The following is a 21,955-nucleotide window of genomic DNA, read 5'->3' as shown; positions in this document are numbered from 1 at the left end:
GCCATGATGTAACTTTGCAGCGCGCGACGGGTCGCATCCTTTTCTTCTTGAGTGTTCCCGGGAAAGAAAAAAGTGTCCAGGCGTAAAAAGTTTGCGACCGTATCGAAGGCGCCGTCGTGGAGCAACCCGAAGCCGGAGACTTGCGGACCCGGCGCGTTGAAACGGCCGACCTTTTGATAAACGTTGCGCAGGTGCGCGGTCTTCATGTCTCGTCCGACTTGAATGTTTTCGAAGTTGACCAGCCGGTTGGTGCCCGAGGGCAGGTGGTGGCAGCCCTCGCAATTCACCTGCCCCGCGCCGGAGCGAAACGGGCCGGTGAAAAATTCGAAACCCGCTCGTTGCTCGGGGTCCATGCTCCGGTCCAGGCGCTGATTGGGATTCGGCGGATGGCGGATCGTCAGCGCGAAGCGCGCGAAGATCTCCATGGCCGAGTCGGGGATCTCTTCAGAACGTCCGAGCAAATCCACGAAAGCGGCGTTGAAGTCTTTGAAGCTCGCCACGTCCTCGCCCGGAGCGTACGGAGTGCCGTAGCGGTCGCCGCGCCAGTGATACGGCGCGACGCCCGCCAACCCGCGGAGGCTCTGCGTGACCATCGGACCTTTGACCGGGTGGATCGCCTGGCGCGGCTCGGCGAAAGGCTGGGTGCTCCGGATGAGGAGCGGATAGTCGACCATTTGACCGTTCGGATCGCCGAGGTCCCAGGCCAATCCGTCGAAATCGGCGAACACGTGGCAGCTCGCGCAGGAGAGATCGCCGTGGCGCGAAGTCAGGACCGCGTCGTATAGGAAAGGGCGCCCCTGCTTCACGACTGCGGGCGTGGGGTTGTAGCGCAACGGAACTGTGGCAATTGACTGTCGCGTCTTGAGATCGACGACCGCGACGGTCGCATCGAGATGGTTCAAAACGTAGAGCCGCCGGCGCTCCGCATCGAGCGCCAGGCCGCCCGGGCCGAAGCCCACGGCGATGCGATCGACGACGCGGCCGGCGCCGTCGAGGACGCCGATTTTCTTCGAGCCGAACGCGGCGACGTAAGCTTCGCCGCCGTCGGGTTGAAACGCGAGGTCGAGCGGTTGGGCCAGGCTGACCTCGCGCTCCGAGGGCGACCCCGCGGCGACGGAGCGGTCGATGTGCGGGTTTAAATCGACGGCCTGGATCTTGTGCCCGCCGCCGGCCGCGGGAAAAATACGCGTGATGCGGCTCTCGGAGAATTTTGCCCGCAGCCGTTCTTCCTGCGGGATAAAGTTCGCCGCCTCCGTGTTGGCGACCCAGATCTCGCCGCTCGCGGGCCGCACCGCCATATTGAAGAGCACCGTGCCGACGTTCGGGATCTGTTCCGTAACTTCCGGGTTTTCTCCCGCCGCGTCGATGACGAACACGTCGTAGTCCGGCAACTCGAAGGGGATGGCGGTGGTCCAATCTCTTCCGTCAAAGTCGCGCCAACTGCGGTCGATCCGCCGGACGATCGCGCCTTGTTTGGGGACGTCGGTATAGGGAATGTTCTTGCGGCTGAAGCGAGGCGCGCGGCCGAGACGCGCCGCATCCTCGCCGGAGACCGTGGCCGTGCCGTTGCCCGAGAAAAACACGGCGGCGTACACGCGGCGTCCGTCCGTGGAGGCGGCCAGCGCTCTGGGCTTGGCGCCAAACAACGTCACGACCTTCGGCGGCGCTTTGGGCCGCGCCGCTTCGAACATCCAGACCTGAGCCCGGCCGATGCCGGGGGTAAAGCTCTCTCCCGGTTTGGCGGTAGCGACAAAAACACGATCGCGCATCGGACCCGCGACGGTAATTCCACGCGGCTCGTCCCCGACCTGGAGCGTGTGCGTGACTCGCGGGCGCGCCGGATTCGAGACATCCACCACGCTCACGGAATCGGAAAGATGGTTGACCACCCAGGCAGTGTTGCCGTGGAGCGCGAGCGCCACGGGCCGGAGGCCGACGGCGGTTTCTCCCACCGAGCGAAGCTCCGCGCCGCCGGCGGCGAAAATTTCCAAACGATCGTCGGCCGTGTTGAGCGCGTAGAGATAACGGCCATCGGGGGATAGAACCAACGGGTGAACGGGCTCGGTTTCGAAGTTTGTGAAGCCGGCCGACTTTGTGGAAACGTTTGCGGCGGCGGGTCCGGGACTGCGCTCCAGAGGCGCATAACCGCACGAGGAAAACACGACCAGCGCTGCGGCGCAGGAAGTTATGGCTGCCGCCGAGGCCATCCAGCGTTTCCTCGCGCGCGCGATATTCCTGACTCGCAAGGTATCCCGTAGGTCTCCTGCACTCGCCATCATACGCCCTACTTGACTCCTTTAGGTACCACGACCCGATTTCGTTTGTCCAGATGGATACCGTAGTGAATCATTTTAAATGATGAAACTCGGTGGCGACCCATTCATGGTTCGACGGGGCTCACCACGAACGGGAAACCACATTAGCCGTTCGTCCTGAGCTTTTGTCCAAGGGCGAACGGAAATTTTCGTAGAGCCTGACGCAGTAAAGGCCAAATGAGTCAGCATCCACGAAACAAGTCTTGACCGTATGGCCTGCGGAGAGAAATATGATATGTACGTGGTTGCGTCCGTCGTTGTACGGAAGGGTTGAGGAGGAGACATGTTTCCCTATCGCGACGAAAATCAGACCCAGCGTCCGGCCATCGTTACCGGAGCGATCATCGGCCTCAACGTTCTCAGTTGGCTCGGCGTGCAAGGCGCCGGCGCGGCCTACCCGCTCGCCAAGTCCGTCTGCGAGCTTGGACTCATCGCCGGAGAATTGACCGGCTCGCTTCCACCCGGCACACGTTTTCCAATGGGCCAAGGGTTGCCGGCTTGCATAATCGACCCCGGTCCTCAGGTCTCGCATCTATTCACTCATATGTTCCTCCACGGCTCCTGGATGCATTTGTTGGGGAACATGTGGTTCCTCTGGCTCTTCGGCAACAACGTCGAAGATTCCATGGGACGCGGGCGCTTCGTCGTATTCTATTTGTTGTGCGGGCTGGCCGCGGCGGCCGGGCAGATCTTGACCGACTCCGGCTCGCCGGTGCCGATGGTCGGCGCGTCGGGAGCGATCAGCGGCGTCATGGGCGCCTACCTCATACTCTATCCGAACGTGCGGGTCTACACGCTGGTGCCGTTGGGATTTTTCATCACCTCCATGGCGCTGCCCGCGTGGGTCATGCTCGGCTACTGGTTCGCGATTCAGTTTCTCAGCGGCGTGGTCTCCTTCGCGGCCGACGTCGGAGGCGGCGTCGCCTTCTGGGCGCACGTCGGCGGTTTCATAGCCGGCGTCGCGCTTATCAAGTTGTTCGCACGGTCGGACTATATCGCGGAGCATCGCGCGCAGCGTTGGCGGCCGCAACGCATCATGCGCGGCTTCTAGCCGGCCGTCCATAAAGGCTCATCTACATCGTTGAGCTTGAATCGCCGCCGCTCGGCTTCCTTCTCCCTTGAGGGAGAAGGTCAGGATGAGGGGGCTATCTTCGGAGCGATTCACCCTAACCCTCAGCCCTCACCCTAACCCTCTCCCGCAAGCGGGCGAGGGAACCGATTGGATGCTTTCATTATGTGATTCTGAAAAGCTTTTAACTTCTTCTTCCCTTCGAGAGGCATCAAAATTGGCCGTTATTCAAGAGCCGAGACCTTTCTGAACGGCCTGAAAACATCTTGCCTTGAACTCTTGATCGGAGGCTTGATACAACCAGGGCGTGTCCTCGACAGCCGCGGAACAAGCAACCCACAAGACGAAATTTTTTTACGGCTGGACGATCGTCGCCGTCGGTTTTCTCGCCCACATCGCCTCCGCCTTCTCGATATCGAGCACGCTGAGCATTTTTTTAAAACCGCTCTCGAACGATCTGGGAATTTCCCGCGGCGTCTTTTCACTCGTCCGGTCAGGGGAAATCCTCATCAATGCGATCGCTGCGCCGCTGATCGGCTCTCTCATCGACCGTTACGGCGGCAGGTGGCTCATGGTCACCGGCGGTTTGGTTGCCGGGACGGGATTTCTTCTTCTCGGCCAGGCGGGGAATTTTTTGCAGTTCGTGCTTTACCGCTGGCTCCTCGTGAGTCCGGGCGACGTGCTCATGGGCTCGATGGTGGTGAACGTCTCCATCTCGCGCTGGTTTATCCGCATGCGCGGCCGCGCGCTCGCCCTGGCCGGCATGGGCCACAGCTTGGCCAAGGTCGGAATGCCTCTTCTCGTGGCCTCGATCATCGTGTACTCGGGATGGCGCGCGGCTTGGGCTGTCTTTGGCGCTCTCACTTTACTGCTGGTCGTCGGCCCGTCGCTGCTCTTTATGCGACGGACACCGGAAGACATGGGCCTCCTGGCGGACGGAAGATCGCGCGCGCGATCCGAAGCCGGCTCTACTCCGAGCGGAGCCGGCGCCGGGAAAGCCCATCCGAGCGCGCTCGCCGACGTCGTCTGGAGCCGCGGGGAAGCGCTGCGCACTTCTGCCTTCTGGGTCATTGCGACCACCTTCGGCGTCGCGAGCGTGGGCGTGACCGGCTTGAATCTTCACGTCTACGCCTTCGTGAGCGATCAGGGCCATCCCGCGATCGTGGCGGCGCTGGTTCTGAGCATCATAGCGTTCATGCAGTTCAGCACGCCGATCGTCTGGGGATTCCTCGCCGAGCGCCGGAATATCGCCCGGCTCATCACGGCCAAGTTTCTGATTGAAGCCGCGGGGCTCGTGTGCGCGCTCTCGGGCCAGGGCATTTTTTTTCTTTACGCCGGTTTTTTTCTCTACGGCATCGGCCTGGGTGGAACTTCGATCCTTTCCGAAATGATCTGGGCCAACTACTTCGGCCGCATCTCGCTGGGAAAAATCCGCGGCATGGGCTCGCTCCTCACCCATGGCTTCGCCGCCGGCGGTCCGCCGTTTTTCGGTCTCCTCTTCGACGCCACGCAAAGTTATTTCCTTTCCTTCAGCCTCTTCATCGCGATGCTGATCGTATCGGCGTTCCTCAGTCTCTTCCTCCACCCGCCCAGACGGCCATAAAGCTCCAGCTACCATAGCTCGCCACCGGCGAGCGTTGCGATTATCGCGCTTCGAATCGCGACAGTCTTAAACGCTCGCCGGTGGCGAGCTATGCGACGTACTGAAAAGAGTACGCCTCCGCTCGTCGATTTCTCGCGCGCCTTGTATCTGGACCTTTCTGACCGGCTGGAAGTGGGGGATTCGCCCGGTCGGGGGTTTCTCGAAGGGCTGATGCGTGGGACGAGGAAGTATAAGGCGTAGTTGCAAAATTTTCCGTTAGAAGTCTCGTGCCGCGTAACACAGCCGTATCGCATCAGCCCGGAGAGAGACCCCCGGCTGGGCGAATGGTCGTTGCGCTTCCGAGATCTACTGTAATTTTCCCCGCCCGATGGTTTCCTTGACGGAAAACGCCAGCAGCGCGGCGGTGGCGAGGGAAAAGAGGGCGAAAAGAGCGAAAGCAGCGCTGTAGGCGATGTGCTCCGCAAGGAAAGCAAACAGAGCGGGGCTGATGAGCCCGCCGATCTCGCCGATAAGACGCCAGAAGCCGAAGAACCGTCCGCGCGCCGCCGCCGGCGCCATGTCCGAGCCGAGCACCTGCATGCTGCCGGACGTGATGCTCCCGGCGCCGTTGATCCAGATGAAGCCGGCGATGAAAGTGGCGAGGCTCCAGCGCCACTCCGCGCTCGACGCGAGGAACACGAGGCCGAGAGCGATCAAGAGAAATCCCGGCACCATCGTGGTTTTGCGCCCGAACCGGTCCATCAGATAGCCGCACGATAGCGTGATCGGAATTCCGACGATGCTGATGGTCGTCGCCAGACCGCCGAGCAGTTGCGGGCCCGCATCATAGGCGTAGGTCGCGTAAAGCAGCAGCGTTCCGCCCCAGAGCACGCCGCGCGTCATCGAGGCGAAAAACTGCGCGGTGAAAAAGCCGAGATACCTGCGATCGAGCATCAGCGCCAGGACGGCGCGCGTGCTGAGCCGGTCTTCATCTTTCTTGCCCGGCGCCGTGACGGGCTCGGGCGCCGACTCGCGCACCATGAAGAAGCTCGGCACGATCGCGAGAAACGCGAGCGCCCCGTGCGCGAAGAACGGCAACCGGATGCTCCAGGTGGCGAGCACGCCGCCGAGGGCGGGACCGAGTAGCTTGCCGGCGCCTTCGGTGCCCACCATGCCGCTCATCTGCCGCCCGCGCTGGCGGTTCTTGGCGACGTCGGCGATGATCGCGAGCCGGGCCTGGCGCCACATTTCGTTCGCGACGCCGCCGATCAAGCGATAGATGAGAAGCTCGGCGAACGAACGCGCCAGGGCCGTCATGCAAGACGACGCCGCCATCAGAATCGGACCGGCCAAAAGCATGGGCCGCCGGCCGAGACGATCGACGAGAAAACCGGTGGGAACCGCGGCGACCAAACTGCCGAGCGCGTGCACGACGATGACAAGCGAGGCGACGCCGAAGCCGGTGTCAAACGACTTGGCGAACACCGGGATCGCCGGCGTCGCGATGCTGTAGCCCAGGGATAGGACGAACGCGGGAAAATATAACGTCAGGAGCTGGTAACGGGAAAGGACGCCGGCGGTCTCGATTTCTTTTTGTGGGTCGGTGGGCTTAGCCATGCTGGACGCGACGCCGCGTCCCACTATCCATAAAACGGCGGGGAAGTTTCGTCAAACGGAGGGGGAAACTTTAAAACGAATTCGTCAGATGCTGACTCTCCAGGTCAGGACTTCCTTCAAGGCGTCCTTGAGCTCGTCCTCGGTTGTGTCGTGGGTATAGGCGTAATCGAAGACATCGCCGCTTCGATAGACGACGCGAAAACGCGGCGAGTCCATGGTCTGCAGGTAGACGATGTCGCAACATTCCCGCTCATCCGCCACGGACCAACTGCCCTCCTGGAAATTATTCGAGGATTGGAATACGACGGCCACGGTTGGGGCTTTAAACGCCTCCACCTTTTTTAAATATTCCGCCACCTCTTCGAGCACTCGGCGCACCATGGGGTCGTGCTTGCGGAGCTCCGAGTCGAGGAATTTTCTTCGCGTTTTCTCTTGCTCCTGCTTTCGCCGCCGCGCTTTATCCACTTCACTCAGCCACGACATGGTAGACCTATTCTGCCAAACGGCGCGCCTTGAGGCAAGTACATTGTCGTCTCGGTTAGGGAGTCAAGTCAGCGTGAATCACCGCCGGGTGAGGTTCAGCTTGAGCGTCAACGCCGGGCTGCGGGAGTAACTCGAAGGATGCGGCTGTTGCCCGAGTCGGTCAATAATAAAAGCGAGCCGTCGGGGGCCTGCCGCACGTCGCGGATGCGCTCTCTGAGATCGCCGAGGTAGCGTTCTTCTTTCGCGACTTTGCCGTCCTTCATCGCGAGTCTTACGAGGCCTCCCGGCGTGAGCGAGCCGATGAGAATATTTCGCTTCCAATCGGGAAACATATTGCCGGTGTAGAAAGTCATGCCGGACGGCGCGATCACCGGATCCCAGTAATAAACCGGCTGCTCCATTCCCGCCTTCGCCGTGCCTTCGCCGATTTTTAACAGCGAGTAATGAGTGCCGTAGGAGATGACCGGCCAGCCGTAGTTCTTGCCGGCTTCCGGATGGTTTACCTCGTCGCCGCCGCGCGCGCCGTGCTCTGTGGTCCAGAGCTGTCCGGTGTCGGGCTCGAGCGCCGCGGCCTGAACGTTTCGATGGCCGTAGGACCAGATTTCGGGACGCGTGCCGGCGCGGCCGACGAAAGGGTTGTCCTTCGGCGCCGAGCCGTCTGAATTAATGCGCACGATCTTCCCCAGCGTCGTCGAAAGGTCCTGGGCTTTTTCCGAATAATTGAACCGCTCGCCCGTCGTCACGAACATCGTGCCGTCGGGGCGAAACACAATTCGCGAGCCGAAGTGATTGCCGCCGCCGACTTTGGGCTGCTGGCGCCAGATCACCTGCGTATTTTCCAGCCCGCGCTCGCCGAGACGCCCGCGTGCGACGGCCGTGCCGGCGCCGCCTTCGCCGGGCTCGGCGAACGAAAGAAAGACGAGCCGGTCCCTGCCGAATTCCGGGCTGAGCGCCACGTCGAGAAGCCCGCCTTGTCCCTCGGCGAAAACTTTCGGCACGCCGGCGAGCGGCTCGGAGACGCGGCCGTCGCGTTCGACTTTGCGCAGTCTGCCCGGACGCTCCGTGACCAGCATGCTGCCGTCGGCGAGCAACGCGAGTCCCCAAGGATGCTCCAGCCCTTTCACGACGGTCTCGGCTTGAACGACTCCGCTCACCGACTTCGGCGTCGGCGAGCGCGGCGCTTGGGCTTCAGCCGGTATCGATGCGGCCGCAATCAACAATGCGACAAGCGCGGGCCGCGCGAGAATAGTGACGCTCGTCGAGATTTGCCGTGGCATGTCGTTTCTCCAACAACATTGTTGCAGGTGATTCATTAATTGCCAGAGGGTGAATGCGGCGGGGCGATTCTTCGTCAATCCGCGGCCTGGCGCGCGCGCAACTGCCTCGCGATGAAGGCTTTGATCATCTCGACGGCGCGGTCGGTCTGCGGGCCGGGCTTGATAACCCACCGATGCTCGCAGCCGAGGAACAATTCGTAGTCGATCTTGCCGCCCGCTTTCCGGTAGCTGGCGACAAACTTCTCCTGCACCGCGGGGAGCACGTTGTCGTCGAGCTCGCCCTGGAGGACGAACGCCGGCGGCAGAGTTGCCGGCTCGCCGCGTTCGAGAATCAACTGCGGGTTGCCTTCGAAAATAGTCTCCCACGGCCTGAAGTAGTTCTCGCTCGCCTTGATTAGATGCTCGCGCTCCATCCTCTTCGCCTGCTCGTAGCGGGCTAGCGGGTCGCTGATGGGGGAACGGACGATTATATAGTTCAACGATGCGTCGAGGCCGGGCGCTTCGGGCAACGGAAGCGCGTTGTAGCGCGGGTCGCGCGGGCGCATGGCGCACAGTTGCAGCTCATGGCCGCCGCTTGAGCTTCCGAGCGCGCCGAGCGTTGCCGGGTCGCCGTTCCACTCGCGCGCTTTGTATTTGAGCCAGCGCACTCCGTAGTTCACGTCCGCCACCGACGCGGGGTAGAGAGCTTCGCGGGCCCGGCGCAGGTCGATCGCCGCTACCAGGATGCCGCTCGCCGCCAGCTTCTCGTCCATCGGCGCATTGGCCGTGCGGTCCTGATCGTTCCACGCGCCCCCGTGCAGATCCAGCAGCGCGGGAAACGGGCCGGCCCCTTGAGGTTGGTAGACGCGCGCTATCAGAGGCCTAGCCGGATATTTCCGATACTCGACGTCCCGGATTTTGATCTCGTAGCGCGCCGACGGATCGTAAACGACGGCCATAGGCTAATTCTCCATCAGCTTCTTGACTCTCTCCACAACCTCCGGCGGCTGCACCATAACTTCCTTCGCGATGGTTTCAAGCGTCTCGCCGGTCGTGAGATCTAAATCCCATTTCCGTTTCTTCGCGTCGGCAAGCAGCGCCGGGTCGTTCAGCGCCTTCACGAAAGCCTCGCGCAAAATTTTCACCCGATCCGCGGGCGTTCCCGGTGGAGCGATAAACGGCCGGCCGAAATCGCCGGAGGAGAGCATGACTTTGGCGACGCGCTTGGTCGCGTCGGGCGTCTTCTGGGCTTCCATCAGCTCGTAGAGCGTCGGTACGTCGGGCAACTTCGGATAACGCGTGGCGCCGCTTTGGACGAGCGCGCGCGTGAAGCCGTTTTTCATCCACGTGCTCGTGGGTTCGCGCCCGATATAAGCCGAAACGGTCCCGGCGCGGCAGTGCAACTCTCCCCGCTCGATCGCGATGTTCATGTCCCCGCCGCCGCCGTAACCGACCACCATGGTGATCTTGAGGCCGAGCGCCTCCTCCACGAGCCGCGGTAAAAAATAGGCCAGTCCCGAGCGCCCCGTCGCTCCGCAGCGCGGCGGCTCCTTGGCCCGGCGCATCTCTTCAAGGGTCTTGTAGGGAGTGTCGGCGCGCACGAACAGAACCTGATCGACCCGCTCCGGAGAGCCGATCCAGGAAAATTTCGGCCACTCGAAGCGGATCTCTTGCGCGCCGAGAAGCTGATCGACGTAGATGCCGGGATTGACGAGCCCGAGGGTCAAGCCGTCCGGCTTGGCAACGTTATATATGTGGTTGGCGGCGGCCACGGTTCCCGCTCCCGGCATATTTTGCGCCACGACATCGGGATTTCCCGGAATCTGCTTGCCCAGGTGCTGGGCGACAAAACGTCCCCAGTCGTCCAAGGCGCCTCCCGCCGAGACGCCTATCAGGAGTCTCACGGTCTTGCCCTTAAAAAATTCCTCCGACGCCGCTTCAATAACTTCTGCGAGAACGACAGATCCGACAAGTAAAAAAATCCCGCAAATAATGAAGCGCTTCATCGAAGCCTCCCTTTCCGAGCCATTACTCCACTACTCCAAATACTCCGGCGGTCCGCTATTCTATTCCGGCCGCCGCTAATATCGCCTTCGCCGCAGGCGTCGTCAAGTAACGGATAAATTCCGTCTCGGCGCGGTTCGCGGAAGCTTGGCTCGCGACCGTCGCGGCGTAAGCCGTATAATTTTGGATTTCCGCCGGGAGGGGGCCGACGAGCTTGAGTCCCTTGTCGGCGGCCTCGACGATGACCGTCGTCGCGCCGAGGCCGACTTCGTTTCGTCTGCTTCGTGTCATGTGATCGCGCACGGCGGCGAAATCCGGATAGCGCGTCGTTTTGACTTTGATTCGCTCCGCCATTCCGAGGCGGTCGAACAGGCGCTCGAGATAGATCCCGGTCGAGGCTTGGTTGTAAACCACCGATTCGGCATTCAGCAGGGATTGTTTAAACTCATCGACCGTGGCGATCTTTGGCGCCGGCGCGCCCGCGCGAACCGCCATGCCGATTCCAACCCGGCCGACGGTCACGCGCTCGGCCGGCGTGGCCTTCCCGGCCTTGACGATCTCGTCCAACACGGCCGGCGGCGCAATTACCACGTCCGCCGTCTCGCCGCCGCCGATGCGTTTGAGGATCGCCGGCGCGGTGGCGAAGGCGACTTTGACCGTTCTGCCCGTCTCGCGCCGGAACGCAGCGATAACTTTCGTCAGCCCCGGCTCGACGGCGCCCGCGCTGAGCACCGTGATATCAGCCGCCTTCGCGCTACCCATCGCCGTGATCGTAACGGAGAAGAGGAGAGATCACAACGTGAAGTTACTTAGCGGCGGTAACGCCGTCATTCCTTCACTGCCCTAAAACCTTTTTGACGCGCGCTATCACCGCGGGGGGTTGATTCACAATCGTTTCCGCCAATTTCTGAAGTTCCTCGCCGCTCACGAATTCGACTTCCATTCGGCCTTTTTCGGCTTCGCGCAACAGGCTTTCATCCTTCAAAGATTTCGCGTAAGCCGCGCGCAGTATCTCCACCCTGGCTTGCGGAGTGCCGGGCGGCGCCACCAGCGGGCGGCCGAAATCTCCGCCCCGCAATATCACGTTCGCTACGCGGCGAGCCTCTTCCGGCGTCTTTTCTCTATCGAAGATTTCGTAGATCGTCGGAGTATCGGGAATCCGCGCATCCCTTTTCTGGCCGCCGTATAAAAGGACGCGCACGAAATTCTTTTTCCGCCACGTCAAAAACGGCTCGCGGCCGAAGAAAGGCGCGGCGGTCATGCCGCGGCATTGCACTTCGCCTTTTTCCACCGCGATATCGATCTCACTCCCGCCGGGATAGCCCAGCACCGTGTCGATCTTCAGACCGAGGGTCTCTTCTAACAGACGCGCCAGGATGTAATCGGAGCCCGCCGTGCCCGTGGAACCGCATTTAGGGGGTTCCTTCGCGTTACGGATATCTTCAATCGACTTATAAGGGCTGTCCGCCCGCATGTAGAATATGACGTCGCTCTTTTCCGGTGAGCCAATCCAGTGGAATTTGCGCACGTCGTACTGGACCTCCTTCCGACCTACGAGCTGATCCAGATAAGCGCCGTAACTTAGTCCACCAAGAGTTAAGCCGTCGGGCTTTGCTACGGTATACACGTGGTTGGCGGCGATCATGCCGCCTGCGCCTGCCATATTTTGGACGATGATTTCCGGACTGCCGGGGATGTACTTTGGCAAATAGCGCGCGGCGAGCCGGGCCCAACGATCGTAAAATCCAGCAGGCGTGAATCCGACGATTATCCTGATCGTCTTACCTTGGTAGTAAGGCGCCTCCTGAGCGTTGAGGCTGGATGTCGGTACGAGGAGAAGAGCAGTCAAAGATACGGCCACAGCGAGTCGATAATTTTTCATGTCGCCCTCCTTAGCTTGGGGGCTCGGCGAGACTGGCGGAACGATGCTGCGCGAGCAACGGATCTAGCCGGAGACCCAGCCTAAAGTCGATGCGGGCAAAATAGGGCGGATGATTAGGTGCTGTCAAGGTAAGAAAAACCGAGGTGGAACGAGGAAGTGACGGCGCACCCCCTGCAGCAAGAAGGGCGCGAGGGAAAGGGCCGCGGACGTCCGATTGGAAAGGTTCGGATTATGTACAAATCTATCGGCCGCGGACCGAAACCTCGTGCCCCTACGGCCTCTCCTCTTGAGAGTATGACTGGTAAACTTTGCTTGTGGAAGTTTGATAAAATTCTCCAGTCAAGTTATAGGATCGTTTAAAGTTATAGAGAAAGGTAACTGAGAATGAAATTCGCGTCCGTGAAACCAAACAGTCTCGCAATCGTGCAAGGCAACGAGTTGATCTTTGTAAACGACGCGCTGGCGAAAGGCGCGACGATGATCGATCTCATAACTGAGTACGACGGCCTTCGCTCTTCTCTCGCCGGCGTCGTTGAAAAAGGAAAACGGCTGCCGCTCGATCCCAAGCAGCTCAAGGCGCCGGTCGAGAACCCATCGAAGATCTGGGCGGCGGCGACCAACTACAAAAGAGGGAGCCGGGGGCTCGACGCCGCCCGCGGCAGGGGCACGGCGGGCGCGGCCCCGCCGGCGGAGGTTCTCGAGAAAACTTTTTTAAAACCGCCGTCGGCGATCATCGGTCCCGAGCAGGCGATCGTCATTCCTCCCGGCGCGGGAAATATTTTTCCCGAACTCGAGCTGTGCGTGGTGATCGGCAAAAAGGCGCGCAACCTGAAAAAAGAACGGGCCTTCGAGGCGGTGTTCGGCTACACGATCATTCTCGACGTGACCGCGCGCTCGTACGGCTCCGGCAAAGGGTTGCCGGGCAGCCGCTGCGTGCGCAAGGGCTTCGAGACCTTCGCCCCGGTCGGTCCGTGGATCACGACGCGGGAAGAGATCAAGGACCCGCAGAACCTTTTCATGCGCCTCTGGGTCAACGGCGAGCTGAGACAATCGGCGCGAACGGACGCCATGGTCAACGGGGTCGCCGAGCTGGTGAGCTTCCTCTCGCAGGTGAGCACGCTCTATCCCGGAGACCTGATCGCCACCGGCAACCCGGACGCGCCGGCCTATCAAAAGCAGCTCGGCCCCGGCGACGCGCTCAAAGCGGAGATCGAAGGGATCGGCTCGATGAATCTGCGGGTCGCGTAAAGCCAGCCTTCCAAAGGAGTCCGGCAAAATGAATTTATCCCAGCTTGCCGCCTATCACGAATTGACGCCATACGAATTGTGGCAACAGAGCGAAGGCTTGCCCGTGGTTCGCGGCCACTCGGTCGAAGACTTGCGGTCGCTCGAGCTGGCGCCCTGGAAGCGCAAAGGAGTCAGCGGCGCGTTTATCAATCTCGTCGGGTCGGGGCGCAGCTGCGACGCGTACGTCTGTGAAATCCCGCCGCAGAGGCAGACGGAGGCCCAGCGCCATCTTTTTGAAGAGTTGATCTACGTTCTTCGCGGCCGCGGGGCGACGACGGTGTGGAACGAAGGCGGCCTCAAGCAGACTTTCGAATGGCAGGAGGGGAGTCTCTTCTCGCCGCCGCTCAACGTCTGGCACCAGCATTTCAACGCGCAAGGCGACGAGCCGGCGCGCTACGTGGCGCTCACCGACGCGCCGCAGATGATCAACCGCTTTCGCAATCTCGACTTTATCTTCCGCAACCCGTTCATCTTTGCCGATCGCTTCTCGGGCGAGAAGGGTTATTTCAGCGCCGTGGGAACGGAGATCCCCGACCACCGCACGTGGGAGTCGAATTTCATTCCCGAAATTCCTTCTTTCAAGCTGCATGACCGCACGCGGCGCGGCCACGGCGCGACGGGAATCCGGCTCCACCTCGCGGCCAACACGATCAGCGCGCACGTCGAGGAGTATCCCGTGGGAACTTACCCGCGCGGCCACCGCCACGGTCCCGGCGCTCATATCCTGATTCTCACCGGCGAGGGCTATTCTTTCTTCTGGAAGGAAGGCAAAGCGAAAATCCGCATCGACTGGCGCCCCGGCAGTTTGTTCGTGCCGCCGGCCGACTGGTTTCATCAGCATTTCAATCCCAGTCCCGAGCCGGCGCGTTACCTGGCGCTTAAGCCGTGGGGATTCACTTACAAGGTGGAGGATCTGTCCAAGACCGATCAGGACATCAAGTCCGGCGGCACGCAGATCGAGTACAGGGACCAGGACCCGGAGATCCACGTGATTTTCGTGGAGGAGTGCAGGAAAAGAGGAACGACGGTACAGATGCAGGCGTTAGGCGGTAGGCAATAGGCGATAGGAAGAAAATTCGAAGAGCGGATTGCTGAAAGCTGAAGGGTAGGAGCTAAGTTATGATGAGCAGCGACGAGGCGAAGGCCTACGTCGACGAGCACTATAAGAAGGTGGCCAAGCGGTGGAAGGAGCGCGTCACCGACGCGCCGTTCATGCAGAAGCTGAGGTCGGGCGAGCTGTCGCGCGACGCGCTGAAGATATTTTTCAAAAACTGGGGCGCCTACACGATCGAGATCAACACGCTGGAGGCCGCCTCCTACCACAAGCACATCGCATTCTTTCGCAAGCACCGCGACCTGATGGCGCCGATGGCGCAGAAGCTCGCCGACGAGCTGATCCATCCAAGGCCGCCGGGCCACGTCCACGTCGTCGTCGAAACCGCCAGGGCGCTCGGCATCACGGAAGATGAAATTTTCGTCGCGCCGATGCTCGCCGAGTTCCGCGCCAAGATCGATTTCAAGCGGGCGATTCTCTGGGAAGGAACGGTGGCGGAGTTCTACGCGGCGGGCGCGACCGAAGAGCAGACCGGCTACTGGTCGGCGGATTTCTTCAAGGCGCTCACCACTCACTACGGCCTAACGCGCGAGCAGGCGGTATATTTTTCCACGCACGAAGAGGCCGACCTCAAAGAGCACGACGGCGTGATGGGCCACGGCGGCTTTCGCCGCATGGTTTTGCAGCGTTTGCTCGAAGACGGCATGGCCGAGGTACGGCCCGGTTACAGTCTGGAGTACTGCGGCCTGACGGCCGTGGATTTACACGGAGTGATTTTGCAGGCAGCGCTGAACGCGGCGGAACGAAAATTGTAGGGGCGGGTTTTAAACCCGCCCCTACCCGTTTATCTCGGATTCGGCCTGACCAATTTCCCAATCGGTTTTCCGACCGGCTCCCCGTCGCGCATCTGGACGTTGCCGCGCACGACCGTGCAGACGGGCATGCCTTTTACCTTCCAGCCATGCCAGGGGCTCGGCTTGTTCTTGCTGTGGAGCTTGTTGACGTCGATGGTTCCTTCTTTGTTCATATCGACAATCGTTAAGTCTCCGTCCGAGCCCAAGCGGATCGCGCCCTTCTTGGGATAGATCTGCCATACCTTGGCGGGATTTTGCGAAGTGATCTGCGCGTAGTGGTTGAGCGTCATCCGGCCTTTGTTGACTTCGGTGAGCAGCACGGGGACGGCGGTCTCGACGCCGCAGAAGCCGGAGATGCAATCCCAGATCGCCGGCTTGGTCATCTTGCCGTAAATATCCGAGCCTTTTTCTTCGAGCGTGTGCGGCGAGTGATCGGTCGCGATCATATCGACGTAACCGTTGAGGAGTCCGTCCCAAAGCACTTCGCCGTGATCTCGGGTCCTGACCGGCGGGTTCATTTTGAGGAGCGGTCCGACCTTTTCCATGTCTTTAGGTTCTCGCAGCAGGTAATGCGGTCCGGTCTCGGCCGTCACCCTGAGGCCTCTCGCTTTCGCGTCGCGCACCATCCACGCGGCCTGCTTGGAGCTCATGTGGTAGACATGGAGTTTCGTGTTGAACATCTCGGCGAAAAAGATCGCGTGCGCCACCGACTCCGCCTCGCAGATGGCGGGACGCGAAGCCTCCCAGTAAACCGGATCGGTTTTGCCTTCGGCTTTTAATTTGTTCGTGTAGTAGGCCATGATCTGGCGGTTCTCGGCGTGGATGCCGAGCGGCAAGCCGGACTTGCTGATGTTGGCGAACGCCTCCAGGCACATGCCGTCGTCGGGAAACGGCAGATTGCCGATCGTCTCGCCGAAAAAAATCTTGTAGCCGATGACGCCCGCTTCCGCCATCGGCAGAATGTCGCCCGTGTTGGTCTGCACCACGACGCCGTAGAAGGCGTAGTCGGTTAAAAATTTTCCTTCGGCGATTTTTATTTTCTCTTTTACTTTTTCCGCGTCGGCGGTCGGCGGCTGGACGTTGGGCATGTCCATGATCATCGTGACGCCGCCGCAAACCGCCGCGGTCGAGCCGCTGGTAAAATCCTCTTTGTGGCCGAGCCCGGGCTCCCTGAAGTGGACGTGGCCGTCGATGATGCCGGGAAGAACGTGGTTTCCTTTGGCGTCGATCTCCTCGTTGCCTTTGGGCAGGCTGTCGTCGGTGCCGATGGCGACGAACACGCCGTCTTTGATCGCCACGCCGCCCTTGAAAGTCTCTTGCGGGGTCACGACCGTGCCGTTTTTGATCACCAAATCCGCGCTCATCGAACCTTCCTCCTCGATTTTTGATCCAACAAAAAATGGAGGCCGATGATGCCAGCCTCCACCTCTTGCATTCTGGTTTTTTTACGTATAAAAGTGCCGATTCGAAAGGACCCTATCCGATCGTCCGCCCCTTGTCAAGAAAAGTGACGAGACCTTGCGCAGGGTAGCGGATTTATGAAAAGCTTAGCCTGCTGAGAAGTTCTTCAACTCGCAAGATATTGGCCGCGTTTCCGGGAGGTTCGAATGGCAAGAATTAAAGTACAGTCGGTTGGCTTGAACATGGAGTATTATCAGCCGCGAACCGGCGGCAGGCTCCTGGCGCTGGAGAACGTCAACCTGTCGGTCGAAGAAGGCGAGTTCGTCACGATCGTGGGACCGAGCGGCTGCGGCAAGACGACCTTCATCAACATCGCCGACGGGCTGCTCAAGCCCACTGGCGGAAAGATCCTTTTGGACGGCAAAGAGGTCACCGGGCCGGGGACGGACCGCGCGATGGTGTTTCAGGATGCCTGTCTCCTGCCCTGGCGGACGGTCCTGAAGAACGTCATGTTCGGCCTGGAATGCCGGGGGCGCAGCAACGGCGAAGCGGACAAAGAGCGCGCGCTCAAGTTCATCAAGCTGGTCGGGCTGGCCGGCTTCGAGGACCATTACCCGCACGAGCTGTCCGGCGGCATGCAGCAGCGGTGCAATCTGGCGCGCGCCCTCACCGTCGATCCCGACGTGTTGATCATGGACGAGCCGTTCGCGGCCCTGGACGCTCAGACCCGGGAAATCATGCAGCTCGAGCTGCTGCGCATTTGGAACGAGGCCAAGAAAACGGTTCTCTTCATCACGCACCAGATCAACGAAGCGATCTACCTGGCGGATCGAATTATCATCTTTGCCGCCCGGCCGGGTCGGGTGAAGGACGTCCTGAAAATCGATATTCCCCGTCCCCGCAAGCTGGAGGTCAAGCGCAGCAAGCAATTTTTGGAGTACGAGGACTATCTGTGGAACCGAATCGAGGAAGAAGTCCGGAAGTCTATGGCGGCCGACCAGATCGTGCATGACATCAATACGGGCGCCAGAGGTTGATCGCCGGGACTTTTTGACGGTTTTAGAAAAATAGTTAATGAGGCGGTACCTAAATACCCAGAGCCTGATCCTGATAGGCTGTTCGCTGTTCGTTCTCTATTTGGCCGGCATTCCGCTTGTCATGCTGCTTTACGGCAGCATCCGCAGCGCCCCGATCGGGGAGCCCGGCGCGACTTATACCGTCCAAAACTACATCAAGGCGTACTTCGACCGGGAGTTCTACCTTCTTTTCTGGAATTCCATCAAATACGCCGTCGGCACCTGCGCTCTTTCGTTTCTCATCGGCACCTATCTCGCCTGGATCAACGAGCGGACCAATACTCCTTTTAAGAAGCTTTTTGTCGTCATGGCCCTGATTCCTTTTATCATCCCGGGAATCTTGAGCACGATCGCCTGGATTTTGCTCCTCAGCCCCAAGATCGGGCTCATCAACCTGGTGGTGAAGGCGGCGCTTGGGTTGGAGGCGGCTCCTTTTAATGTCTATTCGATGGGCGGGATGATCTGGTCTGAGGCCATCCATCTTTATCCTTTGGTCTTTCTCCTGATGGCGGCGGCGTTCCGCAACATGGACACCTCCCTGGAAGAGGCGGCGCTGACGGCGGGATCGAGCACGTTCACGACCTTCAGAAAGGTCACTCTTCCGCTCATGCGGCCGGCCATGTTCGGCGTATTGCTCGTTATGTTCATTCGGGGGATCGAATCCTTCGAGGTCCCGGCGCTGGTGGGCGTTCCGGCGAGGATATCGGTCTTTACCACGAAGATCTTCCTTGCGATCCATCAATTTCCGTCGGATTTCGGCCTGGCCGGCGCGTATGCGGTGACTCTGCTTGCGATTAGCACCGTCGGAGTTCTCATCTATCAGAGGGTCACCCGCAGAGAAGAACGCTATGCGACCGTGACGGGCAAGGGCTACCGCCCGCGCGTCATCGATCTCGGACCGTGGAAATATCTGACCTGCGCCAGCGCTTTTCTGATTTTTCTTCTGGCGGTCATTTGCCCGGTGTTTATCCTTCTCTGGTCCTCGTTTATTCCGTATTACGGGGTTCCGTCGATGGAGCTGTTGGAAAAGCTTACCCTCGCCAATTATCACTACGTGCTGACCTACCCGCTGGCGCTGACCGCTTTCAAAAACAGCTTCTACCTGTCGGTAGGGTCCGCGACCCTGGTGATGCTCCTTACTTCCGTGATCGCCTGGATCACAGTCAAATCGAAGCTCCCCGGCAGAGGTTTCCTCGACAGCATGGCGTTCATTCCGATCGCCATGCCGGGGATCGTTTTAGGGGTGAGCCTGATATGGGTTTACCTGACCCTGGCGAAGATTTCGGAAAGCGCAACGGTTCTAAGCTTCTTAAATATTTACGGGACCATCTGGATCTTGCTGCTCGCCTACATTACGAAATTTATGCCCTACGGAATACGCACCGCCTCGGCGTCGATGATCCAGATCAACAAGGAGCTCGAAGAGGCCTCGTTGGCCAGCGGCGGCACTTGGTTTCAGACCTTTCGCAAGGTCATACTGCCTCTGTTGATGCCCGGCTTCGTGGCGGGGTGGATTTATATCAGCATCATCTCGCTGAGAGAGCTTTCCACCTCGATCTTGCTCTATTCGTATAACAGCACCGTCCTTTCGATCATGGCTTTCGACCTCTGGGAGGGAGGGCAGTACACGTACGTCTGCGCCCTCGGAGTTTTGATGGTTCTTTTATTGGTCGCGATGGCTTTTCTTGCGCGCAAGCTCGGCGCGAAAATTGGCATAGCCGAATGAGAGCGTGCTCGTGAAACGTGATCGTGCTCGTGGGGAAAACACGAACACGAAACTTCGTAGGATCGCTTCGGAGTAACACGGCCACGGTCACGAACTGGGGGCGTGATGGCAGACAAGAGATACATGGTACAAATTCAAAACCTGGAGAAATTCTTCGGCGAAGACAAGGAGCGGGTCCACGTTCTCAAAGGCGTGTCGCTCGATATTCCCGAAGGCTCTCTCTACACGTTTCTTGGGCCGAGCGGTTGCGGCAAAACGACGACGCTCCGGTGCGTGGCCGGACTGGAAAGACCCGAGGTGGGGAGCATCAGCATCGACGGCAAGGCGGTCTTTTCCAACACCGAGCGGGTTTATATTCCCACGAATAAACGGCCGATCGGCATGGTGTTCCAGTCCTACGCGATCTGGCCGCATATGACCGTGTTCGAGAACGTCGCTTATCCACTGACCATCCAGCGCCGCCCCAAAGCCGAGATCAAGAAGAGAGTGGTGGATGTCTTGAAAATCGTCGGTTTGCAGGGACTGGAAGACCGGCCCGCGCCCAAGCTCTCCGGCGGTCAGCAGCAGCGGGTCGCGTTCGCGCGCGCTCTCGTGAACGAGCCGAAGGTCATGCTGTTGGACGAGCCCTTGAGCAACCTGGACGCCAAGCTCCGTGAGCAGATGCGCTTCGAGATCAAGGCGCTGCAGAGAAGAGTCAACATCACGACGATCTACGTGACCCACGATCAGGGCGAGGCGCTCGCCATCTCGGACCAGATCGCCGTCATGCACGCGGGGAAGTTGATCGAGGTGGGTGCGCCGCACCAGCTCTATTCGAGGCCCAAGAGAAGATTTACGGCTACGTTCCTAGGTCTAACCAACCTGATAGAAGGCAAGGTCGTCGAGCTGGCCGGAGACTCCCAGCCGGGCAAGATCGAAACCAAGAGGGGAATTTTTTCCTTTATTCCCGCCCCCGGCTTGGCCAAGGGGCAAGCCGCGATTCTCTCCATCCGTCCGGAGCACATCGAGGTGATGAAGCAAAAGCCGCAAGTGACGCAGAACGTGCTCGAAGGCACGATTAAGGAAGCGATCTTCATGGGCGACGCCTACCACTGCCAGATCGCCGCTGGAGACATGCTGCTTCGGGTCCACACCCATCCATTTCTCAGCATGAACCCGGGCGACAAGGTTTATCTCCATCTCGATCCGCAGAGCTGCAACGGCCTCCCCGCCGAAGATACCGAGGGAATGGACGAGTCGATGATGGGGCTCTAGTTGAATTTTGGATTTTAGATTTTCGATTTTAGATTCCCGGAGATCGGTCGCCGCGACCGGAACTTGCGGCCACTCAACAAACATGCGACTCTAAAGCAAAATTAATTCGGAGGACAGAAACATGACTGCGTTGGAAGCCAGGAAATTGGCTGAAGAGGATATCAAAGCCGGAAAGACGCCGGCTTACAAAGATCTCCGTGACTGGCTGGAGATCGTCGAGAGCATCGGCGAGCTCAAGAAAGTGGACGGCGTGGATTGGAATCTAGAGATGGGAACCCTTGCGGAGCTTCTGGCGCACGAGGGCAAAGGGCCCGTGCCCGCGGTCCTCTTCGACAACATCAAGGGCTATCCCAAGGGTTACCGGACCCTCTTCGCGCAGAACGCTTCTTTCAAGCGCATGGCGTTGAACTTAGGCCTGCCGCTCGATTTGGCCAACCTCGACCTCGTCAAAGCCTTTCGCCACAAGCTCAACGAACATAAGCCGATTCCTCACAAGATCGTCAAGAAAGGTCCGATTCTAGAGAACGTTCTCAAGGGCAACGACGTCGATCTGCTCAAGTTTCCGGTTCCGTTCATGCACGAGCTCGACGGCGGCCGCTTCATCGGCACCGCCTGTCTCGTCATCACGAGAGATCCCGACGAAGGTTGGGTCAACTTCGGCGCGTATCGCGGCATGGTGCACGACAAGGGCAGCATGGGCCTCTATATTTCTCCCGGCAAGCACGGCTCGATCCAGCGGCGCAAATGGTTCGAGAAGGGCAAGCCCTGCCCGGTCATCATTTGCGTCGGCCAGGACCCGGTGCTCTTCATGGTCTCGGGCAACGAGATCGACTACGGTGTTTCGGAATTCGATTACTCCGGCGGCCTCAAGGGCGCGCCGATCGAAGTCTGCGAGGGCGAAGTGACCGGGCTCCCGTTCCCGGCCCAGGCCGAGATCGTCATCGAAGGCTTCATGAAGCCGGATGACGTCAAGACCGAAGGCCCGTTCGGCGAGTGGACCGGTTACTATGCGAGTTCGTCGCGACCCGAGCCGGTGCTTCGCGTCGAGCGCATTTATCACCGCAACGATCCGATTCTCTGCTGCGCGCGACCCGG

Annotated in this window: 18 protein-coding genes; 9 read left to right on the top strand and 9 right to left on the bottom strand. The window is 60.1% G+C overall.

Annotated features, from left to right (window positions below; genetic code table 11):
* The coding region (locus VGL70_07410) for a hypothetical protein (protein ID HEY3303347.1) at window positions 1–2,207 on the bottom strand (2,207 nt) is incomplete at its 3' end.
* A gap of 391 nt (window positions 2,208–2,598) precedes the next feature.
* Here VGL70_07410 and VGL70_07405 point away from each other — a divergent pair.
* The gene (locus VGL70_07405) at window positions 2,599–3,366 is read left to right on the top strand and encodes a rhomboid family intramembrane serine protease (protein HEY3303346.1); all 768 of its coding nucleotides are present in this window, start codon (window positions 2,599–2,601) and stop codon (window positions 3,364–3,366) included.
* A gap of 325 nt (window positions 3,367–3,691) precedes the next feature.
* Window positions 3,692–4,987, top strand: a complete 1,296-nt coding sequence (locus tag VGL70_07400) for an MFS transporter (protein ID HEY3303345.1) — start codon at window positions 3,692–3,694, stop codon at window positions 4,985–4,987.
* 345 nt (window positions 4,988–5,332) lie between these two features.
* On the opposite strand, the gene VGL70_07395 is transcribed toward VGL70_07400, so the two are convergent.
* The 7 genes from VGL70_07395 to VGL70_07365 all read right to left on the bottom strand — a co-directional run bounded on the left by VGL70_07395 (window position 5,333) and on the right by VGL70_07365 (window position 12,208).
* A complete protein-coding gene (locus tag VGL70_07395; protein ID HEY3303344.1) occupies window positions 5,333–6,583 on the bottom strand; it encodes an MFS transporter in 1,251 nt (416 codons plus the stop codon).
* Between the two features lie 84 nt (window positions 6,584–6,667).
* Window positions 6,668–7,066 (bottom strand): hypothetical protein, encoded by a 399-nt coding sequence (locus VGL70_07390; GenBank protein ID HEY3303343.1) that lies wholly within the window; start codon window positions 7,064–7,066, stop codon window positions 6,668–6,670.
* Between the two features lie 107 nt (window positions 7,067–7,173).
* Complete coding sequence (locus VGL70_07385; GenBank protein HEY3303342.1) at window positions 7,174–8,343, bottom strand: PQQ-dependent sugar dehydrogenase; 1,170 nt, start codon at window positions 8,341–8,343, stop codon at window positions 7,174–7,176.
* A gap of 74 nt (window positions 8,344–8,417) precedes the next feature.
* Window positions 8,418–9,281: an alpha/beta hydrolase gene (locus VGL70_07380; GenBank protein ID HEY3303341.1), complete on the bottom strand. Its 864-nt coding sequence runs from the start codon at window positions 9,279–9,281 to the stop codon at window positions 8,418–8,420.
* A 3-nt stretch (window positions 9,282–9,284) separates the two neighbouring features.
* The gene (locus tag VGL70_07375) at window positions 9,285–10,328 is read right to left on the bottom strand and encodes a tripartite tricarboxylate transporter substrate-binding protein (protein HEY3303340.1); all 1,044 of its coding nucleotides are present in this window, start codon (window positions 10,326–10,328) and stop codon (window positions 9,285–9,287) included.
* A gap of 55 nt (window positions 10,329–10,383) precedes the next feature.
* Window positions 10,384–11,088 carry a substrate-binding domain-containing protein gene (locus VGL70_07370; GenBank protein ID HEY3303339.1) on the bottom strand — a complete coding sequence of 235 codons (705 nt, stop codon included), beginning with the start codon at window positions 11,086–11,088 and terminating at the stop codon, window positions 10,384–10,386.
* 73 nt (window positions 11,089–11,161) lie between these two features.
* On the bottom strand, window positions 11,162–12,208 hold the full coding sequence (locus VGL70_07365) for a tripartite tricarboxylate transporter substrate-binding protein (GenBank protein ID HEY3303338.1): 1,047 nt from the start codon (window positions 12,206–12,208) through the stop codon (window positions 11,162–11,164).
* Between the two features lie 399 nt (window positions 12,209–12,607).
* On the opposite strand from VGL70_07365, the gene VGL70_07360 reads away from it, so the two are divergent.
* The 3 genes from VGL70_07360 to VGL70_07350 are packed head-to-tail and all read left to right on the top strand — an operon-like array spanning window position 12,608 to window position 15,364.
* Window positions 12,608–13,456 (top strand): fumarylacetoacetate hydrolase family protein, encoded by an 849-nt coding sequence (locus tag VGL70_07360; protein ID HEY3303337.1) that lies wholly within the window; start codon window positions 12,608–12,610, stop codon window positions 13,454–13,456.
* A gap of 28 nt (window positions 13,457–13,484) precedes the next feature.
* Entirely contained in the window at window positions 13,485–14,555 is a 1,071-nt protein-coding gene (locus VGL70_07355; GenBank protein ID HEY3303336.1) for a cupin domain-containing protein, read from the top strand.
* A 59-nt stretch (window positions 14,556–14,614) separates the two neighbouring features.
* Entirely contained in the window at window positions 14,615–15,364 is a 750-nt protein-coding gene (locus tag VGL70_07350) for an iron-containing redox enzyme family protein (protein ID HEY3303335.1), read from the top strand.
* Between the two features lie 29 nt (window positions 15,365–15,393).
* Here VGL70_07350 and VGL70_07345 read toward each other — a convergent pair whose 3' ends face one another.
* The gene (locus tag VGL70_07345) at window positions 15,394–16,767 is read right to left on the bottom strand and encodes a dihydroorotase family protein (protein HEY3303334.1); all 1,374 of its coding nucleotides are present in this window, start codon (window positions 16,765–16,767) and stop codon (window positions 15,394–15,396) included.
* 243 nt (window positions 16,768–17,010) lie between these two features.
* Between VGL70_07345 and VGL70_07340 the strand changes: the two genes are divergently transcribed.
* The 4 genes from VGL70_07340 to VGL70_07325 all read left to right on the top strand — a co-directional run.
* Window positions 17,011–17,841, top strand: coding sequence for an ABC transporter ATP-binding protein (locus tag VGL70_07340; protein ID HEY3303333.1), 831 nt, complete (start codon window positions 17,011–17,013; stop codon window positions 17,839–17,841).
* Between the two features lie 37 nt (window positions 17,842–17,878).
* The gene (locus VGL70_07335; protein ID HEY3303332.1) at window positions 17,879–19,606 is read left to right on the top strand and encodes an iron ABC transporter permease; all 1,728 of its coding nucleotides are present in this window, start codon (window positions 17,879–17,881) and stop codon (window positions 19,604–19,606) included.
* A 105-nt stretch (window positions 19,607–19,711) separates the two neighbouring features.
* Window positions 19,712–20,860, top strand: a complete 1,149-nt coding sequence (locus VGL70_07330) for an ABC transporter ATP-binding protein (GenBank protein ID HEY3303331.1) — start codon at window positions 19,712–19,714, stop codon at window positions 20,858–20,860.
* Between the two features lie 121 nt (window positions 20,861–20,981).
* Window positions 20,982–21,955: UbiD family decarboxylase (locus VGL70_07325; protein HEY3303330.1), on the top strand; the 974-nt coding region annotated here is incomplete at its 3' end.

The sequence above is a fragment of the Candidatus Binatia bacterium genome (genome assembly GCA_036504975.1).
In the GTDB taxonomy this organism is placed as follows: Bacteria; Desulfobacterota; Binatia; order UBA9968; family UBA9968; genus JAJPJQ01.
Note: the sequence above shows the minus strand (reverse complement) of the source record. Positions and strands in the feature narration are given on the sequence as shown.